Below are 19300 nucleotides of genomic sequence, written 5' to 3' on the forward strand. Positions count from 1 at the left end.
AATAGAGGATAACTCTTTTTGGCTATTTGGTCATCCGGGACCTGACGCTTGCTCTCAAATTAACCTTGGTTCAGAAACTGAAGCACTTTACTGCAGCCCTGGCCATCACTAATTGTTCGGGCTGCTTGGCTGATACGGCTGAGGTTTTCTGGTGTTAACTGAGAAAAACAATGGGCTATTTGCTGCTCCAGTTTATTTGAAATAGCCAATGTTTTGGCCGCACCAGCCGCTTGGAGTTGAGCGCCTATAGTCTCTTGATTATTTGCCAGGATGATCATTAAAGTAGGTAAGCCTAGACAACACCTTTCCCAGCTGGTGCTGCCTGCAGCGCCTATGGCAAAGTCAGCATGAGCCATCAATTCAGCCATATTGTTGACCCCTTGCAGAATGTGGCATGGGTGCTTAATGGTTGTTGAGATACTTTTCACAGCATCAATATGAGGCGCTGTTGGCCCCATAACAACGGTTAGTGAGCAGGAGTTGGGGAGAGAGCTGGCGTGAAGTGCCTTAAGTATTCTCCCCGTAATATTGTCCTTATCGACTCCTCCCAAATTGATCAGAATATTTCTCAACTCCGGTTGGTGCCGTTGTTTCAGGCTGAATGTTCGCCATTGGTGAAACTCTGGTCGCAGTAGAGCATATTCACTTCCTGTAAAAAACTGACAATGCCTGGGTACAAGATGGTAATACTCCTGTGATGATCGACCATAGGTTTGATCCAATAAGAGATCGCATAGGTGTTCTCGATCAGCTAAGTCGTCAATAACCATCAGTTTGTTATAGCCAGAGAGACAGGCATTTTGCCAGCGGTAATCCAGAGCATAATGATCCAGAATTAGCCAGTCTGCAGGGTGTTGGGATAAATAGGTTAGGGTTTCCTGAGCATCTGCTTGCCAAGAAGTACCAAGCCAGTGAGCATGGTCGGGTAGGGGAGCTAAAGCAGGAGGTTCAAGCGTGGTCTGCTCGTTGGTCAAAAAGTGTAGGTCATAACCTCTCTGGATTATCAGATCACCCAGATGCCCTGAGTGTGGTCGGCAAAGAAAGTGACACTGGTGTCCTTGTTTGGACAGAGCGTCTGCCAAAGTAAGGCAGCGCATAATATGGCCACTGCCGATATTAAGAGAGGCATCGGCCCGGAAAACAATCTTCATAAAAGCTCTGACATACCCATAAGACAGAAGGGAGGTATTTAGATTGCCAATGTACAAAGTTGTATGGATAAATGCTAGTGGGCTCTAGGGCTACCGCATTTGGCGATATAGAGATTAAGTAAGTCACCAGAATATGGCATCCTATTGTTTATTTCCTCTGGATGCCTTTTATGTCTCTGCTTGATGCTTTTGCTGACTGACCTGATCCTCGGGCTGAAAACAGGCACTACCTCTTGCCTCATATGGTATTTATTGCTGTCTGCATGACGCTCTGTAACGCTGATGATTGGGAGATGGTGTCCTGTTTAGGCCAAAAGAAAATCTCCTGGTTAAAGCGCTATATTCCACTGCCTCACGGCATACCCTCACACGATACGTTTAGCCGGGTATTCTCTCGACTTGACCCTCAGGCTTTTCATCAGTGCTTTATCTCCTGGACCACCATGATTGCTGAAACAACTCAGGGCGAGGTCGTGGCCGTTGATGGTAAAACATTACGCCGGTCCTACGATAAGTCTGATGGCAAAGCCGCTATTCATATGGTTAACGCCTGGGCAAGCGAAACAGATATCGTTTTAGGTCAACTCAGGACGTCAGAAAAATCGAATGAGATTACAGCGATACCCGAACTACTCGATATGTTAGAGGTGAGTGGGTGTATCGTGAGCATTGATGCCATGGGTTGTCAGACAGCCATTGCTGAAAAGATTCGGGATAAAGGCGCTGATTACCTGCTTGCTGTTAAGGGCAACCAGGACACGCTTTACGAGGATATAAAACTGTTCCTTGATGATCTATCAACTAAAGCAAGTCTCGTAAAATCAAAGAGTTTTCATGAAACGCTGGATAAAGGTCATGGTCGTATAGAAATACGGCGTTGTTGGGTCAGCACGGATATCGATTGGCCTGATCAGAAAGATAAATGGAAAGACCTGGCGATGATCGGAGTGGTTGAAAGTGAACGACAAGAGGGAAAGAGTGAGAGTATTTCCAGGCGTTACTTTATCAGTAGTCTGACAACGGATGCTGAGCATTTTATGTCTGCAGTACGATCCCATTGGTCAGTTGAGAATAATCTGCACTGGGTGTTGGATATCGGCTTCAGAGAAGATGAAAACCGTGTCCGAAAGGATCATGGTCCAGAGAATTTAGCGATATTCCGTCAAATGGCGATCAATCTATTAAAGCAAGAAAAGAGTGTCAAACTGGGCGTGTAAGAATCGAAGAACATTGGCAGCGACGGATGATGACTATAGAGATCTTCTGCTTCAGGGGATATTAAAGGGCTAAAGCCAAATGCGATAGCCCTGTGTGGGCTCTCTTAGATATAGGTGCAACCAGGTACTCTGGTCTCAGTATGTACCTATAACGTTTTCAGGATAAATAACACATCGCTTCAGAAGGATTCTTGTTGCTCGGAAACGGCTGCCTATACAGTAAGAAATGTATTGTATTTGACCCTGAATAGAGGAATGTGGTTAATTGGTTCGCATATTCTTAAAAACCGAGCAAGCGCTAGATTTGACATGACTCCGCCTAATAACTCCAAACGACGTAAAGAGCTTGTGGCTATTGCTGCACGCCTGTTTTATGAGCAGGGCTATGAAAGAACAACAGTCAGAATGCTGGCCGATGCTATGGGCATTAAATCTGGCAGTTTGTTTCACCATTTTAATGATAAACAGGAGATCCTGTGTGCGGTTATCCAGGATGGGATGGAAAGTGCTATGGAGATAGCCCGTCAGGCTCTGGATGGAGTGGCTGATCCGAAGGAACGATTTTTATCTTTATCAAAGGCGCACCTGAGCACGCTGTTGAATGATAGAAACGCTCATGTAGTGGCTCTTTATGAGTGGCGCAGTTTGTCTGATAGCTCATTGGATCTATTGATTGGTATGCGCGATGAGTACGAAAACCTGTGGCAAAAAGTGATCGATGAGTGTGTTGAAGCTGGTGTGCTGAAAGGTGATGTACCCTTGATCAGACGTTTCACCCTGGGGGCTTTAAACTGGACTGTGCAATGGTATGACGCCAGTGGAGAAAAGTCTTCTGATGACCTGGCTAAGGCTCTGGCAGAGCTTATGGGAATGCCTGCGTCATAAAAATTTAATGCAGAACTAACTCTTATCGAAGTTTCTGTTTAAGGTTCGTTTTCTCTGATGTTATTGCAATAACATCTTGTTTAGGCTCATTTTTTTATGAGCCTTTTTTATTTTGCAGAACAAAAAAAGTGAGTGCAATGCAACTGAAAATAAAAAAACTCAGTTCAGGGGCTTGCACACCCACCTTCGGATAGCTAAATTGTTACAAAACCGAGCGCTTGCTAGTTTCTTGTCGAAAGAGGCTTAAGTGCTTTTTTAATGAATTTTGCATTACGTTTACGTAAACGTCTTTTGGTCCGGGCTGAGCTAACCCCGGATTTACGAAAACGTCTCAGTGCTGATAGTCATACTCTGTCAGCGAAGATAGCAATCAATAACAAAAATAATCAGGCATCTGGATTTTCGGAGACCCTACTGATGACAACAACAAACCACTACGCCGCCTTCATGGCTGAATTTTCAATGGATCAGGTTGAAGCTAAGTTTCTGGGCAGCCTGAAAGATGGTTTTAACGCCTGTGTTGAGTGCTGCGATAAACAGGTTCAGGCTGGCAAAGGAGATCAGATTGGCCTGTATTATGAAGGCCTGGACGGTATCAGCTCTGAACATAGCTGGGCTGAGCTGCAACAGAAATCAGCCCGTTTTGCCAACTTCCTGAAATCACAGGGTGTAAAAGCGGGAGATCGCATCTCCTGTATGCTGCCAAGAACGCCGGATCTGCTGGTTGTTGTGCTGGGTACCTGGCGTATCGGCGCGGTATATCAGCCGTTGTTTACTGCTTTTGGTTATGAGGCTATTGAGTACCGTATTTCTCAGTGTGATGCCAAAGTAGTGGTAACTGATACCGCTAATCGCAGTAAGTTTGATCAGGTAAATAACCTGCCAACCGTTGTGCAGGTATGTACCGACAAGTCGGAAGCAGATGCGAAGGGAGATCTGCATTTTGATACGGTTATGTCCGAAGTCAGTGATGAGTGTGAGCCTGTTATTCTGGATGCTGAACAACCGTTTCTGCAGATGTTTACCTCTGGCACTGTTGGTAAGTCCAAAGGTGTGGCCGTACCGCTGAAAGCGTTACTGGGTTTCTATGTCTATATGAAATACGCCGTTGGTCTGGATGATCATGATAAATACTGGAATGTCGCTGATCCGGGCTGGGCGTATGGCCTTTACTATGCCATCACAGGTCCTCTGTCGATGGGTATTGCTACACACTTTAATGAAGCTGGCTTTACGACTGAAAATACTTACGAAATGCTGGAGAAGTACCAGATTACTAATCTGGCTGCAGCGCCTACCGCCTATCGCATGATGATGGCCAGTGATGCTCATGAAGAGATGAAACCGAAACTGGCACTGCGTCGTGCCAGCTCTGCCGGTGAACCATTAAGCCCTGAAGTGGTGAACTGGGTTTCTGATGTACTGGGGTGTCCGGTTATGGATCACTATGGTCAGACTGAAACAGGAATGACCTGCTGTAACCACCATTCTCTGGAGCACAATGTTCATATCGGGGCTATGGGGTATGCCATGCCGGGTTATCGTGTTGTGGCACTGGATGAAAGCTATAATGAGGTCAGCGCCGGGGAAGAAGGCCAGTTTGCCGTTGATATGGAAAACTCTCCGGCTTTCTTCTTCCAGGGATACACCTGGCAGGAGAAAAAACCTTTCCACGGCAAATACTACCTGACCGGGGATATGGTGTTTGAGAACCGTGATGGCTGTTTCCAGTTCAGTGGCCGTGATGACGATATTATTACCACCGCTGGCTATCGTGTAGGACCGGCTGATGTCGAAGGCACTGTGCTGGAACATGAAGCTGTGGCAGAAAGTGCAGCAGTGGGTAAACCTGATGCCAAACGAGGTCATATCATTAAGTCTTATGTCGTTCTGCGCGAAGGACACAAGGGCTCGGATGAGCTGATACAGGATATTCAGAACCTGGTGCGTGAGCGTTTATCGACCCATGCTTTCCCACGTGAAATTGAGTTTGTCGATCAGCTGCCTAAAACACCCAGTGGCAAGATTCAGCGCTTTATCCTGCGTAAGCAGGCACACGAAGAGTCGCAAGGTGCATAACTCTGTTTGCAGCAGAGCTTACTGAGGGAACTCTTCAGTATGTTATGACGACAGAGTATCCGGTATTTAAAGACCCTTTAATATCGGAGATGTAATCAGAAAAGGGCGAAGCATCGGACCCTGATTGTTCCGGTGGTATCGCCCTGTTTTAAAACTCATGACAGTGTATTGAGATAAAACTATGCAGATTTCCGGTAAAACATTTTTAGTAACAGGTGCCAGTTCTGGTCTGGGTGAAGCAACGACACGTCGTCTGATTGCTGATGGTGCCAATGTTGTACTGGCAGATATCAATAAAGCAGGTATTGAGCTGGCAGCTGAGCTGGGCGAGCGTGCGAGCTTTATCGCAACCGATATTACATCAGAAGAAGATGTGCAGAATGCGGTTAATCTGGCGGTAGAGTCCTATGGTTCTCTGAATGGTGTCGTACACTGCGCGGGTATTGTTGTGGTCCAGAAACTGCTGGATCGAGAGCTGAATCCGGCTTCTCTGGAGCTGTTTGCCAAAGGCGTGAATATCAACCTGGTTGGCACCTTTAATGTGAACCGTCTGGCGGCTCAGGCTATGGCAAAAAATGAGCCTGAAGCTGACAACGAGCGTGGCATCATTATTAATACGGCATCCATTGCGGCTTTTGATGGTCAGGTTGGTCAGGCTTCATATTCTTCTTCTAAAGCCGGTGTGGCTGGTATGGCACTGCCTCTGGCTCGTGAATTGTCGCGTCATGGTATTCGTGTGATGACGCTGGCACCGGGTGTTTTCGAAACACCGATGATGAGTGATATTCCTGATGAAGCGGTTGAAGCGCTGGGTAATGCCGTGCCTTTCCCTAAACGTCTGGGTAAACCGGATGAGTTTGCCGCTATGGCGTGCCATATCATTGAAAATACCATGCTGAATGGTGAAGTGATCCGTCTGGACGGCGCGATCCGTATGGTTTAACGGCCTGACAGAGGAGATAACACCATGCATATGGCATTAACCGAAGAGCAGCAGATGATTCAGGATATGGCGCGAAAGTTCGCTCAGACTGAATTGGAACCTGTTGCGGCAGAGCTGGATAAAACCGGCAATCGTGAAATTTTACTCAGCAACCTGCAGAAGCTGTCTGAGCTGGGCTTTATGGGGCTGAATGTTAAGGCTGAGTATGGCGGTTCTGAAGCCGGTGTTGTGGCTTTTAGTGTGGCTATGACAGAAGTTGCACGGGCTTGTGCTTCAACAGCGGTATCCATGTCAGTAACCAATATGGTGGCTGAGGTGATCCAGGTTGTCGGTAATGAAGAGCAGCGTCAGAAATACATTCCAAAGATCTGTAGTGGAGAATTTGCTGCAGGCAGCTTCTGCCTGAGCGAAGCGAATGCTGGATCAGATCCTTCTGCCATGCGTACCAGTGCAGTTAAAGAAGGCGATGAATGGGTGATCAATGGTGCTAAACAGTGGATCAGCAGTGCTGAATATGCCGGTGTATTTGTCGTTTGGGCTGTGACGGATAAAGAAGCACCCAAAGGTAAAGGTATTTCCTGCTTCCTGGTTGATGCCGATAATCCGGGCGTTAAGATCAGTAAAGCTGAAGATAAAATGGGACAGAAGGCCTCATCAACTAATGAGGTGCTGTTTGATAACTGTCGGGTTTCTGATGCGGCCATCATGGGCAAACTGAATGATGGCTTCCGTATCGCTGTAGCTGAACTGGCCGGGGGGCGTATTGGTATTGGTTCTCTGGCATTAGGTGTTGGCAGTGCCGCTATGGATTATGCCGCACGTTATACCAAAGAGCGTGAACAGTTTGGTAAGCCTCTGGCCAGCTTTCAGGGGCTGCAGTGGATGATGGCTGATCATTACACTGAACTGGAAGCTGCACGTTTACTGCTGTTGAATGCAGCCTGGAAAAAAGAGCAGGGTCTGCCTTTTGCTAAAGAAGCTTCTATGGCGAAGCTGTTTGCTACAGAGAAAGCGAATATAGCCTGTTATGCCGCTTTACAGCTAATGGGTGGAAACGGATATGTGAAAGAATATCCGCTGGAGCGCTTTGCTCGTGATGTCAGGGTGACATCTATTTATGAAGGCACCAGCGAGATCCAGAGAGTGATTATTGCCCGTGAAATCCTGAAAGAGCTGGACTAAGACATATTTTGTAATATTTTGCTCTATTATTGTTTGCTTATGTGTATTTGGCGCTGCAGAGATGCAGCGCTTTTTTTGTAGCTACGATACATCTCTCCGTATCATCCTTCCTGACTTTTTATAAAGCGGCAACCCTGTTCCGCTTGCCGTTTTGTTCTTCATTTATCTGTCTTTTTTGAATAGGTATAATATTTTAAGTTATTGTTATTAAAGGTTTTTGTTGTTGTGGCATACAAATTGTATGTAATAGAGCAAAGTTAAAGGTGGGACAGATCATGGCCTCAATCAGTTTTAAAAATGCTCTTGGAATCCATCCTGATGCTCTGATGGTTCGCAGTAAACGCTCTGAAATTCTGGCAAATAATATTGCTAATGCTGATACACCGAATTTCAAAGCGAGAGATCTGGACTTTAAAGGCATTATGCGTGGCGAGTATGAAAAGCGTGATCGCATGAGTCTTGATCGGACCCACTCAAATCATATTCCGGCAGAAGCCATTACGACTGAAAGTGCATTGAAATACCGGATGCCAACTCAGCCTGCAGTGGATGGTAATACGGTTGAGACTGATATTGAGCAGGCTCAGTATGCACGGAATGCGCTTGAGTTTCAGTCGAGCTTTACCTTTCTGAACAGTAAGTTCAAAGGGCTGAGCAAAGCGCTGAGGAGTGAATAATTATGTCTTTAGGTAAAGTATTTGATATTGCCGGAAGTGGCATGAGTGCGCAGTCTCTGCGTCTTAATACTACTGCAAGTAACATGGCTAATGCGCAGAGTGTCAGCAGTAGTGTGGATCAGACATATCGTGCTCGTAAGCCTGTTTTCGCCCCTATGCTGGAAAGTTACAAGACCGGTGAGCCTGGTAATCCGGTAACAAGTTTTGATCCTCGCCACAGTGCTGGTGAAGGTGTGCAGGTAAAAGGAATTGTGGAGAGTGACGCTCCGTTACAAAGACGTTACGAACCAGATCATCCTATGGCAAACGAGGAAGGCTATGTCTTCTATCCTAATGTTAATGTCGTAGAAGAAATGGCGGACATGCTGTCGGCATCTCGCTCTTTCCAGACAAACGTTGAAGTGATGAACAGCGCGAAGCAGATGATGCAGCGTGTGCTCACACTGGGCCAGTAAGAGCGGAGATTTAAGTTATGGCTAACATCAGCATTGATCCAAACAGCGATTTCTACAAAGCCTATAGTGTTGAAGGCAAACAGGCTGCTGCAGAAGCAACGAATAAAGCAAAGAATGACCCTAATGCGATGGGACAGACTGAATTCCTGGAGCTGATGATGGCTCAGTTGGAAAATCAGGATCCGTTAAGCCCGCAGAATAATACCGAATTTATTGCTCAGCTGGCTCAGTTTTCTTCGGTTGAAGGTATTCAGAGCCTGAACAACAACGTTAATGGTTTGGTTGACTCCTTTAAGTCCAGCCAGGCTCTGCAGGCATCCGCGCTGGTTGGCAGAAAAGTTCAGATTGAGGGCAGTTCTGCACTGGCAAAACAAGGCGAAGGTTTGTCTGGCTCGGTAGAAATTCCTTCCGGTGCCAGTGACATGCTGGTCGTGGTGAAAGACGCTTCTGGTCAGGGGGTAAAAGAGCTTAACCTGTCAGAGTACATGTCTGATACGGGCAGCTATCCGGCGGGTAAAGTGCCTTTTGAATGGGATGGCACTGATAACGAAGGCAATGCTTTGCCGGCAGGTACATACAGTGTATCGGCAACCGCCGTCGTAAATGGTAATTCGCAGGTGCTGGGCACCAATGTAAATGTGAATGTGGATAGTGTGACGATGGGAACTGCAGGTCAGATTACGCTGAACTTAGCGGGTTACGGTTCCATGAGTCTGGAAGATGTAAAAGAGTTTCACTGATAGTTTCAAGGAGTAATAAAAATGGCTGCATTTAGTATCGGGGTTACGGGGCTGCAGGCGTCGAATAAAAACCTTGAAGTGATCGGTAATAACGTGGCTAACGCAAGTACAGTTGGCTTCAAACAATCCAGGGTTGAGTTCGCTGATGTATATGCTAAAAGCGGACTGACTTCCGGGGCGACTCAGGCAGGTCATGGTGTCAGAGTAGCTGACATCTCCCAGCAGTTTAATGGTGGTGGCACGACATATACCCAGAACAGTCTGGATATGAAAATTGATGGCAATGGTTTTTTTGTCGTCAATGATAACGGTCAGAATGTGTATACCCGTGCCGGTACATTTGGTATGGACAAAGAAGGCTTTATTACCACCAACCAGGGACTGAGAGTTCAGGGTTTCCCGGCATCTGCTAATGGCGATTCTATTGAAGTGGGTGCTATTCAGGATCTTTATATTCCAGTCGCTAATATTGAGCCAAATGCGACAACTAAAGTGGATATTGCATTTAACCTGGATTCACGGGAAGCGGCACCGTCAAACTTTGAGTTTGATCCGAATGATTCCGACAGTTATACCCACCTGTATCCAACAAAAATTTACGACTCACTGGGTAATGAACATACTATGACCCAGTACTTTGTTAAGCAGCCTTCTTATCAGCCAGACCTGGGTGTGCATACCAGGGTGCTGGAAACCATGGTGGGTTTCTCCCGCTTTGGCTCTGATTATTTTACTGATAGTGCCGCAGGCGGCCTGTATCCAGGTGATGCGAATGAGGCCGCACCGGCGACTCTGGATTCCGATGTACAGGCGGCTCTGGATAGTGGTACTACTACATTCAGTTTTGCTGATCCATTTGGTGGTGCAGCGGGTGTCGATTTTAACGATGCAACAGCAACCGCAGCGGAACGTGGTACTCAGTTACAGCGTGTACATGACCAGCTGCAGGATATTATTACCAATGGCGGTCACTCTGGCAGAATTAAAGAGCATTATCAGGAAGCATATGATGCGCTGGTAGAATATCTGCCAGGCCTGGCCTCGGGTTCTGTAGGAGGCACAGATATTGATGTTGATGTCTATGAAGGTGCCCTGAATGCTATTGAGACGGCTTCTCTGGATGGGACAAATGTTGCCTACGGCAACATTGATATTCTATCCGGTATTGCCAGAACTAAATTGCTGAATGCAGCTGCAGTCGCTGACCCCCTAACTGATAATATTAAGCCTTCTAACGTTGACTCGGCTGCTTTAGGTGCAACCGGTGCCGCTGATGTATCAGGTTTTGTGGAAGATCTGAAATCAACACTGAATGCATTGATTAATGGTACTGCGATTCCGACAGCGGCAACGGCATCGAGCCCATTGTGGGATGATGCTCACTCTTTCAATAACGGCTCAACACCTACTGCGGAAGAGAAGGCTACTTATAAGTTGGCACTGGATACGCTGAACGAATTGGAAGTGACTTACGATGATGGCACAGGTGCTGTTGATCCACAGGCTGTTGTGGATGTGCTGAATGCACTGGAGTCAGAAAGTGCTGATAACCGCTGGCAGATGCATGTCTATGTAGACGGGGAGAAAGTATCTGATGGCAATGAAAGCAGCCCGGATTATTTCTCTTTCAACTTTACCGAGTATGGTCAGCTGTCAGAGCCTCTGCCAACCATCAGCATTAAAGACTGGACACCGCGTAACGATGCTGATGAAGAGAATGGTTCTGCTGAGCCTCAGGAATTCACTATTGATCTGAACGGTACGACACAATTTGCCGGTCAGTTCGGTGCCAGCTCTCTGACTCAGGATGGTTTTGCCACCGGTGAGCTATCAGGGCTGGATGTGGATAAAACCGGTACGATCACCGCGCGTTATACCAATGGTACTCAGCAGCTGATTGGTCAGGTAGCGATTGCTAACTTCCGGAATGACCAGGGCTTAACGCCTGTAGGTGGTACTAACTGGCGAGCATCCACTGAATCAGGTGATCCTGTGATCAATGCGCCGGGTGTAGGTGTGGCTGGTGAGATTCAGTCCAATGCACTGGAAGACTCTAACGTGGATCTGTCAGAAGAACTGGTGAAAATGATTCTGGCACAGCGTGACTATCAGGCTAATGCTAAAACGATTCAAACCGCAGATACACTGACACAGACCATTATTAACCTGAGATAACTCTCAGAAATAAATAGAAAAAAGAAACTGGCATAAGGCTTGCATTTATATACATAAGTGCAAGCCTTTTGCCGTTTCTAGCGGTAGAAAAAGCAAAAAACGGCAAAGGGCATCCTGCTAACAGGTTCAAGAGGTCAGGAAAATGGATAAAGCGCTATATATCGCAATGACCGGTGCCAAAAACAATATGATGGCGCAGACAGCACGGTCGAATAACCTGGCGAATGCTAATACTACAGGTTTTAAAGCAGATTATGAGCAAGCCAGAGCGATGCCTGTGTTTGGCTCCCATCATCCTACACGAGTTTACTCTCTGAGCGAACGGCCAGCTACTGATATGAGTGCTGCAGCATTTATTGAGACAGGAAGACCTCTGGATCTGGCGATTCAGGGTGATGGCTGGTTTGCCGTACAGTCTAATCTGGGCGATGAGGCCTATACCCGTTCAGGCGACTTTATGGTTGATGCCAGTGGCGTACTCAGAACGGGAAAAGGCTTGCCGGTAATGGGGGAGGGCGGTCCAATTCTGATTCCCCCTTCTGAAAACATTGAAATTGGTGTGGACGGTGTTATCACTATTCAGCCGCTGGGTGCTGCTCCGAATGAGCTGGCCCAGATTGAGCGTATTAAACTGGTGAATCCGGATAAGCAAGGGTTAGAAAAGGGGCTGGATGGTTTGATGCGCCAGCGCAATGGTGAGCCAGCAGAAGCAGATGCAGAGGTCCTGGTCGAGTCCGGGTTTCTGGAAGCGAGTAATGTGAATGCAGCTGCTGAGTTGATTAATATTTTGTCTCTGTCTCGTCAGTATGAGATGCAGACAAAAATGATGAAAAAAGCTGATGAAATTTCTGCGGCAGCTGCATCTGTGATGCGGATGAGTTAATCAGCCGGACGGTTAAGAGGATAAGACAATGCATGCAGCTTTATGGGTAAGTAAAACCGGTCTGAGTGCGCAGGATACCCAACTGCGTACTATTTCAAATAACCTGGCCAATGTCAGCACGGTAGGCTTTAAGAAAGACAGAGCTATTTTTCAGGATCTGCTGTATCAGCAGGTTCGCCAGCCAGGGTCTCAGTCATCACTGAACACTCAACTGCCATCCGGTTTACAGCTGGGTACTGGTGTGCGTACTGTGGCTACGCAGAAAATGCATACTGAAAGTAGTCTGCAGATTACCGAACAGCCATTGGATATGGCAATTGATGGTCGTGGTTTTTTCCAGATTCAGATGCCGGATGGCACTATTGGCTATACCCGCAATGGTCAGTTCCAGCAAAATGACCAAGGACAGATTGTAACGGCTCAGGGCTTTTTACTGGAGCCTAATATTCAGCTGCCTGAGAATACTCAGACGATTAGCATCAGTGAAGATGGCATTGTTATTGCTACTATTAAAGGGGAGTCCGATGCGCCGGTAAACGCTGGCCAGATTACTCTGGCTGATTTTGTTAACCCGGCCGGTCTGGAGTCCGGTGGTGCTAACCTGTTCTTCGAAACGCCGGCATCGGGTGCGCCGGTTGTAGGTGTTGGTAATGAAGCCGGTATGGGCTCTATTCAGCAGGGAACACTGGAAAACTCCAATGTGAATGCGGTAGAAGAATTGGTGAATATGATTTCGACGCAGCGAGCTTATGAAATGAACTCTAAAGTGGTTTCAACCGCCGATGCGATGCTGCGCAATCTGACTCAGACTTTATAATATCGGGTCAACGAAACTAAATGATACAGGGTGATGTTATGCAGCAGGTAAAACGTTTTCTGGGATTAGGAATGCTGGTGCTGCTGGCAGGTTGTCAGCAGGAAGCCAGAGTGAAGCCGGATGATCCTCAGTACGCTCCCGTGACACCCAGTCATATGGTGCCACCGCCTGCGAATAATGGCTCCTTGTATCAGCAGAACTACAGTCGTTCTTTGTTTGGTGACCGTAAGGCCCACCGGGTAGGGGATATCATCACAATTCTGCTGACTGAAACCACGACATCACAGAAATCAACCAGCTCTTCGATTTCCAAGGATTCAGATATCACTGCGGAAGTTCCTACTGTTCTGGGCAAACGGATCAGCGATCTTGAAGTCGGTATTAGCAATGAGCGTGAATTTACAGGTAGTGGTTCTACCGGACAGAGTAATAGCCTGCAGGGAAGCATCACCGTCACCGTTCATCAGGTCTATCCTAATGGCCTGATGATGGTGAAGGGTGAAAAATGGCTGACACTGACCAATGGCTCTGAAGTGCTGCGGGTCAGTGGTCTTCTGAGACCAGAAGATGTCACACCGGAAAATACAGTACCTTCGACAAAACTGGCCGATGCCCGCCTGACTTATAGCGGTACTGGTGAGCTGGCAGACAGCACCCGTCAGGGCTGGTTAACGAAGTTCTTTAACAGCGGCTGGTGGCCATTCTGAGGAGCAATGTAATGTTTATTCGTATGATAATGGCGCTGGTTCTGATGTGGAGTTCTCTGGCCAGTGCAGAGCGTCTGAAAGATATTGCCAATGTGGATGGTGTGCGTTCGAATCAGCTGATTGGTTATGGTCTGATTGTGGGCCTGAGTGGTACCGGTGATAAAGCACCTTTTACCAATCAGACATTCGTTAACATGATGAGCCAGTTCGGCATAACTTTGCCGCCTGGTGTTGATCCTAAGTCGCAGAATATTGCCGCTGTTACCGTACACGCTGAGTTGCCACCGTTTGTAAAACCAGGCCAGCGTATTGATGTAACAGTATCCTCGATTGGTAATGCGAAAAGCCTGCGCGGTGGTACCTTGTTGATGACCGCACTGAAAGGGGCTGACGGTAATACTTATGCCGTGGCTCAGGGCAGCCTGGTTGTTGGCGGCTTGGGGGCTGAAGGGGCTGATGGTTCTCGTATTCAGGTGAATGTTCCCAGTGTAGGCCGTATTCCTAACGGTGCCAGCATCGAGCGCGAAGTGGCTCATGGCTTCTATAATGGCGATACCATCACCTTTAACCTGCATCGTGCGGATTTTACAACCGCTAAGCGTGTGGCAGAACGTATTAATGATCTGCTGGGTGATCAGGTCGCTCAGGCCTATGATGCGGTATCTGTTCGTGTACGAGCCCCTCGTGATGCTTCTCAGCGTGTGAGTTATCTGTCTGTATTGGAGAACCTGGAAGTTCAGCCTGGTGAAGAGTCGGCGAAGATTATTATCAACTCCCGTACCGGCACCATTGTTATTGGTCAGAATGTACGTGTTGATCCTGCGGCTGTAACTCATGGTAGTCTGACTGTGACTATTGCTGAGGCACCTGAAGTAGTACAGCCTAATGCGCTGGCAAATGGTGAAACGACAGTACAGGAAGCGTCTGCGATTGATGTTCGTCAGGATGATTCCACCATGTTCAAATTTGCACCGGGTACCACACTGGATGAGATTGTGCGGGCGGTTAATCAGGTAGGTGCTGCGCCAGGAGATCTGATGGCGATACTGGAAGCATTAAAGCAGGCAGGTGCATTGAAAGCTGATCTGGTGGTAATCTGATAGCTGACGTAAAAGGAGAGATCCGATGATCAACAGCAAATACGATCAGTCCAGATTAGTGACCGATGTTCAGGGACTAGAGTCTCTGAGAAAAGGGGCAAGGGATGATGACCCTGAAGCGCTGAAAGAAGTGGCTCGTCAGTTCGAAGCGATGATGGTTCAGATGATCATGAAAAATGCCCGGCAGTCTAATGAGATTCTGTCTGAAGGTGGCTTCTTTGACAGTGATCAGCTGAAAATGTATCAGCAGATGCGCGATGAGCAGCTCAGTGTCTCGATTACGAAAGGTGGTACTTTCGGGCTGGCTGATGTGCTGGTGCGTCAGCTCAGTAAAGATTACGGCATCAGTACGGATGATACACCTGAAGTCGCTCAGCATAATAATATTCAGGGGATGCTGGACAGGGGACGCAGCTTTCCGGCTTCCCGTTATGACCCTGAGCTGATGGCGCAGTGGCGGCAAGAGTATGCCGAAGAGAGAGAAAGAGCGGCGATACTTAAAGCTGAACAGGCCGAGATTAAAGCTCAGGCAGCAGCGGCACAGGCTGAAGCCAAAGCGCTGTCTGAGAAGCTGGAAAAAGGCTTTGAATCTCCGGAAGAGTTTGTGCGTAATCTGTATCCGGCGGCAGAAAGAGCGGCACGTCAGCTGGGTGTTGATCCTAAAGTGATGCTGTCTCAGGCGGCTCTGGAAACCGGCTGGGGCCGTTATATGATTCGTGATGAATCCGGCAAAAACAGCTTTAATCTGTTTGGTATCAAAGCAGACCGGCGCTGGGATGGTGATGAAGCAACGGTGTCTACGCTGGAATACCGTGGTGGTGTGCCTGTCAAAGAAAAGGCTGCTTTCAGGGCTTATGGCAGCTATGAAGATAGTCTGAATGATTATGCCAGCTTCCTGCAGAGCAATCCTCGTTATTCCGATGCACTGAAAAATGCTGATGATCCGGCAGCCTTTACGAAAGGCCTGCAGGACGCCGGTTATGCAACCGATCCGGCATATGCGAAAAAGATTCAGCGTATTATGTCAAGCCCTGTGATGGCTAAGGCATTTTCCACACCTTCTAATCAAGGCTGATCGACTCACTTTCCGTCACCATCCGATCAGGTGTCACTGCTATAATACTGACTGGTGATCTTTGCCGGTCAGTTATTTTTTTTTATCTTCACTTCCTTAAAAAATACCTTCTAAATAGATGTATTTCTCCGATTTTATCCGCTTTTTTCTGTTTTTTTGATTCTGGCACGTAATGTGCAAGTGATAGGTTGATCAAAATTTTATCGGCAAGGTTATGCCCTGGTATATGAAACAGGGAGGGTTATCTCATCACCTTGCTGAATTCCGGAAAGATCAGACACTATTTACAGTGTCGGCAATATTTTTCGGAGATAACCAGATAAATGCCGGATAGCTCATATGCAGGGGCTTATTAGTGGCAGGAGAGCAAAGATATGACATCTGAACTGATTAAAATCGGAAGTTCCGGGGTACGGGTAAATCAGCTGAACCTGCAGGTGACCGGCCACAATATTGCTAATGTTGATACTGCGGGCTATTCACGCCAGCAGGCTTTACAGGAAACCAATCCGGCAATTGCCTGGGGTAACGGGCATTATGGTCAGGGTGCCAATACGGCAACGATTCGCCGCATTGTTGATGAGTTTACGGTAACTCAGCTGCGTAATGACACCAGTGTCGCGAAAGAGCGTGAAATGGTGCTGCAATACTCTCAACAGCTGGACAACCTGCTTGCCGATTCCGATTCTTCGCCGGGGAATGCGTTAAATGAGTTCTTCTCTGCGATGCAGTCTCTGGCTGATGACCCTAATAACACCACACTGCGTAATCAGGTGCTGGCGCAGTCTGATTCTCTGTCCCAGCGTTTTAATCTGATCCAGGAACGCTTTGATGATATGCAGGAAAGCATCAATGTTCAGCTGGATAGCAGCATTGGTGAGATCAATCGTATTGCCAGTAACATTGCATTACTGAACACAGGCATTGTTGAGGCAGAAGCTAAGAATGGTCTGCCTGCGAATGACTTGAGAGATCAGCGCGACGAACAGCTCAGAGAATTGAGTGAGTATGTCGATGTCAGCCTGACCAAAGTCAATGATGGTACCTATTCGGTATTTATCGGTGAAGGATTTCCGCTTGTTGTGGGCCGTAGTACATATGAATTATCCGCTGAGCCTACCAGTAGTGACATTAAGCGAATGGGGGTTGTCTATCCTGATCGTGATGGCGACAAGGATATTACGAATCTTATTCGGGGTGGTGAATTAGGCGGTGTGCTGAAATACCGTGATGATGTCATGACTCCGGCTCAGAACCAGATCGGACGTCTTGCTCTGGCTATTGGTGAAACCTTTAACGAGCAGCATCGTAAAGGGATTGATCTGAACAATGAAACCGGGAATAACTTTTTCCGTGATGTCAACGAACTGGAAATTATGGAAGGCCGTGTTTCTGCTTTTAAAGGAAATAGTGCCAGTACCAACATCCGCTTCAGTGTTGAAATTACCGATACCACTAAGCTATCTGATAAAGATTACGTACTCAAAGCGATTGATGGCGATACTTTTGCCCTGTATGACACTGATGGCAATCAGATGCGTTTTGAGAAGAACACCACACCGGCTACCTTTGCCAGTACCGTGAGCCTGTCTGAGTTAAATAGAAATGATGGTGTGGATGATGGCCTGACATTAACCGTAGATGGGTTTGATATTTATCTGTCATCGGATGCCGCAAAAAATGTATCCAAGGGGGATCAGTTCCTGATTCAGCCGACACGTTATGCATCTGGTCAGATGGCGCGTGAGATTACCAGCCCGGATGAACTGGCGATTGCATTGCCCCTGAGAACGGAAGCGTCTGTTGCTAACAACGGCAGCGGTGAAGTGCGTTCGGTTACGGTGGGTGATACTTATGCCTCAGGTATTGCGGACAGTAAACCATTATTAGTGGCTGATAGTCCGAATCCGAATGGTGTCAATATGGTCGACCCATCAGACCCTACCGGAGCGACATTGATTCCGACTGAAACCGGTTCATATGCTTTTGTCGATTCCCGTGATGGTTCTTTCAAGATGTATCTTGATACGGCCACAGCCACGGTAGGTGGCACCTTAGTGGCAGATATTGCGACAGCAACCACAACCGGCGTCACAACGGGTAATTCACGGGCCGTAGCCGATCAGATCTCAGCGGCTGCAGCGGGTCTGACCACGGCGATGGATAAGTCTGTGATTGGCAGTGCTTATACTGCAGCCGATGCGATTGCAGATAATGAACAGGATATTATCGACCGGGCTGCGGCTGGTGCTGCTGTGGCGGCAACAGAAGCGGCTAAAACCGGGGCAACCATTGAGTCGGTTGCTGAAGCTGTAAAAGGTTACCTGGAAGACCAGGGGGCTTCCAGTCAGGTGATATCAGATACTGTAGCAGGCATTGAAGGAGCAGCGACTCTGGCTGATGCGGCCAACTTTGCCTCTTATGACATTGCTGCCGCTTACACCCGTGATTCCCTGAAAGGGGCCGACGTTGATAATGCCGCCATTACAGCAGCGGTAAATGCTGTTAATGCAGCAAAAGGCACGGCAACCGCGATTAACCAGGCTGGGATGGCATCATTTGCCAAAATTGCAGCTGATCAGGCCGCTACGACAAAAGCTGCTGATGTTACTGCAAAAGCAGGGGTTGCCGCTGTTGGTGCTGCAGCAACTGACACAGGTCTGTATGAGTTGAAAAATGGTGTGAATATTCAATTCACATCAGAAAGCGCCACGGTTCCGGGGGAGCTGAATTACGAGGTTCGTGACCCGGATTCTGGTGCAATCCTGTACCAGGGGACCTTTACTCAGGGGCAGGAGAAAGAGCTATTGCCATCGACCTGGGGTATACAGGTAAGTATTGCTGGTAATCCGGCAGTCGGCGATAGTTTTTCTACAACGTATAACACCGATGGTGCGGGTGATAACAGTAATGCTCTGATGCTGACGGCTCTGCAAGGGGAACCGACCCTTGAAGGAGAGATGAGTTATCAGGATGCTTACGCAGAGACAACCACAGGTGTGGGGTCTAAGACTGCGGAAGCAAAAATTACCGCTCAGTCCGGTGCGGCAATTCTGGAGCAGACGAAAAATCTGCGTGACAGTGTATCCGGCGTGAATATGGATGAAGAAGCGGCAAACCTTGTCCGTTTTCAGCAGGCGTACAATGCCTCATCTCAGATTATCAGCACCGCAAGACAGTTATTTGACACTCTTCTGGCAGCCGTAAGATAAGG

The 19300-nt window shown here is 47.6% G+C and carries 15 protein-coding genes and 1 pseudogene; 15 read left to right on the forward strand and 1 reads right to left on the reverse strand.

The genetic code is table 11. The annotated features are described in order from the left end of the window. Nucleotides 1-59: 59 nt before the first annotated feature. Nucleotides 60-1151: a UDP-2,4-diacetamido-2,4,6-trideoxy-beta-L-altropyranose hydrolase gene (gene pseG, locus H4O21_RS03210; RefSeq protein WP_182807406.1), complete on the reverse strand. Its 1092-nt coding sequence runs from the start codon at nt 1149-1151 to the stop codon at nt 60-62. Nucleotides 1152-1363: 212 nt separating this feature from the next. Between pseG and H4O21_RS03215 the strand changes: the two are divergent. From H4O21_RS03215 to flgK, 15 genes and pseudogenes are all read left to right on the forward strand, one after another. Beyond that, a pseudogene (locus H4O21_RS03215) lies at nt 1364-2368 on the forward strand (ISAs1 family transposase); the annotation flags it as partial. Nucleotides 2369-2677: 309 nt separating this feature from the next. Then, nucleotides 2678-3253, forward strand: a complete 576-nt coding sequence (locus tag H4O21_RS03220; protein WP_182807408.1) for a TetR/AcrR family transcriptional regulator — start codon at nt 2678-2680, stop codon at nt 3251-3253. A 417-nt stretch (nt 3254-3670) separates the two neighbouring features. Further along, nucleotides 3671-5332, forward strand: a complete 1662-nt coding sequence (locus H4O21_RS03225) for an AMP-binding protein (RefSeq protein ID WP_182807409.1) — start codon at nt 3671-3673, stop codon at nt 5330-5332. Between the two features lie 181 nt (nt 5333-5513). After that, the gene (locus H4O21_RS03230) at nt 5514-6275 is read left to right on the forward strand and encodes a 3-hydroxyacyl-CoA dehydrogenase (protein ID WP_182807410.1); all 762 of its coding nucleotides are present in this window, start codon (nt 5514-5516) and stop codon (nt 6273-6275) included. A gap of 24 nt (nt 6276-6299) precedes the next feature. Further along, the gene (locus H4O21_RS03235; protein WP_182807411.1) at nt 6300-7457 is read left to right on the forward strand and encodes an acyl-CoA dehydrogenase family protein; all 1158 of its coding nucleotides are present in this window, start codon (nt 6300-6302) and stop codon (nt 7455-7457) included. A gap of 275 nt (nt 7458-7732) precedes the next feature. Further along, entirely contained in the window at nt 7733-8134 is a 402-nt protein-coding gene (gene flgB / locus H4O21_RS03240; protein WP_182807412.1) for a flagellar basal body rod protein FlgB, read from the forward strand. 2 nt (nt 8135-8136) lie between these two features. Further along, nucleotides 8137-8589, forward strand: coding sequence for a flagellar basal body rod protein FlgC (gene flgC / locus H4O21_RS03245; RefSeq protein ID WP_182807413.1), 453 nt, complete (start codon nt 8137-8139; stop codon nt 8587-8589). Nucleotides 8590-8606: 17 nt separating this feature from the next. After that, a complete protein-coding gene (locus tag H4O21_RS03250) occupies nt 8607-9329 on the forward strand; it encodes a flagellar hook assembly protein FlgD (RefSeq protein WP_182807414.1) in 723 nt (240 codons plus the stop codon). Between the two features lie 21 nt (nt 9330-9350). Then, nucleotides 9351-11504, forward strand: a complete 2154-nt coding sequence (locus H4O21_RS03255) for a flagellar hook-basal body complex protein (RefSeq protein WP_182807415.1) — start codon at nt 9351-9353, stop codon at nt 11502-11504. Nucleotides 11505-11646: 142 nt separating this feature from the next. Next, nucleotides 11647-12387, forward strand: coding sequence for a flagellar basal-body rod protein FlgF (gene flgF / locus H4O21_RS03260; RefSeq protein WP_182807416.1), 741 nt, complete (start codon nt 11647-11649; stop codon nt 12385-12387). A 28-nt stretch (nt 12388-12415) separates the two neighbouring features. Next, a complete protein-coding gene (gene flgG, locus H4O21_RS03265) occupies nt 12416-13204 on the forward strand; it encodes a flagellar basal-body rod protein FlgG (RefSeq protein WP_182807417.1) in 789 nt (262 codons plus the stop codon). Between the two features lie 38 nt (nt 13205-13242). Beyond that, nucleotides 13243-13911 (forward strand): flagellar basal body L-ring protein FlgH, encoded by a 669-nt coding sequence (gene flgH, locus H4O21_RS03270; protein WP_182807418.1) that lies wholly within the window; start codon nt 13243-13245, stop codon nt 13909-13911. A gap of 11 nt (nt 13912-13922) precedes the next feature. Next, complete coding sequence (locus tag H4O21_RS03275; protein ID WP_182807419.1) at nt 13923-15011, forward strand: flagellar basal body P-ring protein FlgI; 1089 nt, start codon at nt 13923-13925, stop codon at nt 15009-15011. Nucleotides 15012-15036: 25 nt separating this feature from the next. Beyond that, entirely contained in the window at nt 15037-16086 is a 1050-nt protein-coding gene (gene flgJ / locus H4O21_RS03280; RefSeq protein WP_182807420.1) for a flagellar assembly peptidoglycan hydrolase FlgJ, read from the forward strand. 374 nt (nt 16087-16460) lie between these two features. Continuing rightward, entirely contained in the window at nt 16461-19298 is a 2838-nt protein-coding gene (gene flgK / locus H4O21_RS03285; RefSeq protein ID WP_182807421.1) for a flagellar hook-associated protein FlgK, read from the forward strand. Nucleotides 19299-19300 lie beyond the last annotated feature (2 nt).

Origin of the sequence: Oceanospirillum sediminis, assembly GCF_014164585.1 — a bacterium.
Lineage (GTDB): Bacteria > Pseudomonadota > Gammaproteobacteria > Pseudomonadales > Halomonadaceae > Oceanospirillum > Oceanospirillum sediminis.

Coding starts and splice junctions, on each gene's coding strand:
- pseG (WP_182807406.1), bottom strand. CDS start 1,151: ATGAAGATTGTTTTCCGGGCCGATGCCTCTCTTAATATCGGCAGTGGC.
- H4O21_RS03220 (WP_182807408.1), top strand. CDS start 2,678: ATGACTCCGCCTAATAACTCCAAACGACGTAAAGAGCTTGTGGCTATT.
- H4O21_RS03225 (WP_182807409.1), top strand. CDS start 3,671: ATGACAACAACAAACCACTACGCCGCCTTCATGGCTGAATTTTCAATG.
- H4O21_RS03230 (WP_182807410.1), top strand. CDS start 5,514: ATGCAGATTTCCGGTAAAACATTTTTAGTAACAGGTGCCAGTTCTGGT.
- H4O21_RS03235 (WP_182807411.1), top strand. CDS start 6,300: ATGCATATGGCATTAACCGAAGAGCAGCAGATGATTCAGGATATGGCG.
- flgB (WP_182807412.1), top strand. CDS start 7,733: ATGGCCTCAATCAGTTTTAAAAATGCTCTTGGAATCCATCCTGATGCT.
- flgC (WP_182807413.1), top strand. CDS start 8,137: ATGTCTTTAGGTAAAGTATTTGATATTGCCGGAAGTGGCATGAGTGCG.
- H4O21_RS03250 (WP_182807414.1), top strand. CDS start 8,607: ATGGCTAACATCAGCATTGATCCAAACAGCGATTTCTACAAAGCCTAT.
- H4O21_RS03255 (WP_182807415.1), top strand. CDS start 9,351: ATGGCTGCATTTAGTATCGGGGTTACGGGGCTGCAGGCGTCGAATAAA.
- flgF (WP_182807416.1), top strand. CDS start 11,647: ATGGATAAAGCGCTATATATCGCAATGACCGGTGCCAAAAACAATATG.
- flgG (WP_182807417.1), top strand. CDS start 12,416: ATGCATGCAGCTTTATGGGTAAGTAAAACCGGTCTGAGTGCGCAGGAT.
- flgH (WP_182807418.1), top strand. CDS start 13,243: ATGCAGCAGGTAAAACGTTTTCTGGGATTAGGAATGCTGGTGCTGCTG.
- H4O21_RS03275 (WP_182807419.1), top strand. CDS start 13,923: ATGTTTATTCGTATGATAATGGCGCTGGTTCTGATGTGGAGTTCTCTG.
- flgJ (WP_182807420.1), top strand. CDS start 15,037: ATGATCAACAGCAAATACGATCAGTCCAGATTAGTGACCGATGTTCAG.
- flgK (WP_182807421.1), top strand. CDS start 16,461: ATGACATCTGAACTGATTAAAATCGGAAGTTCCGGGGTACGGGTAAAT.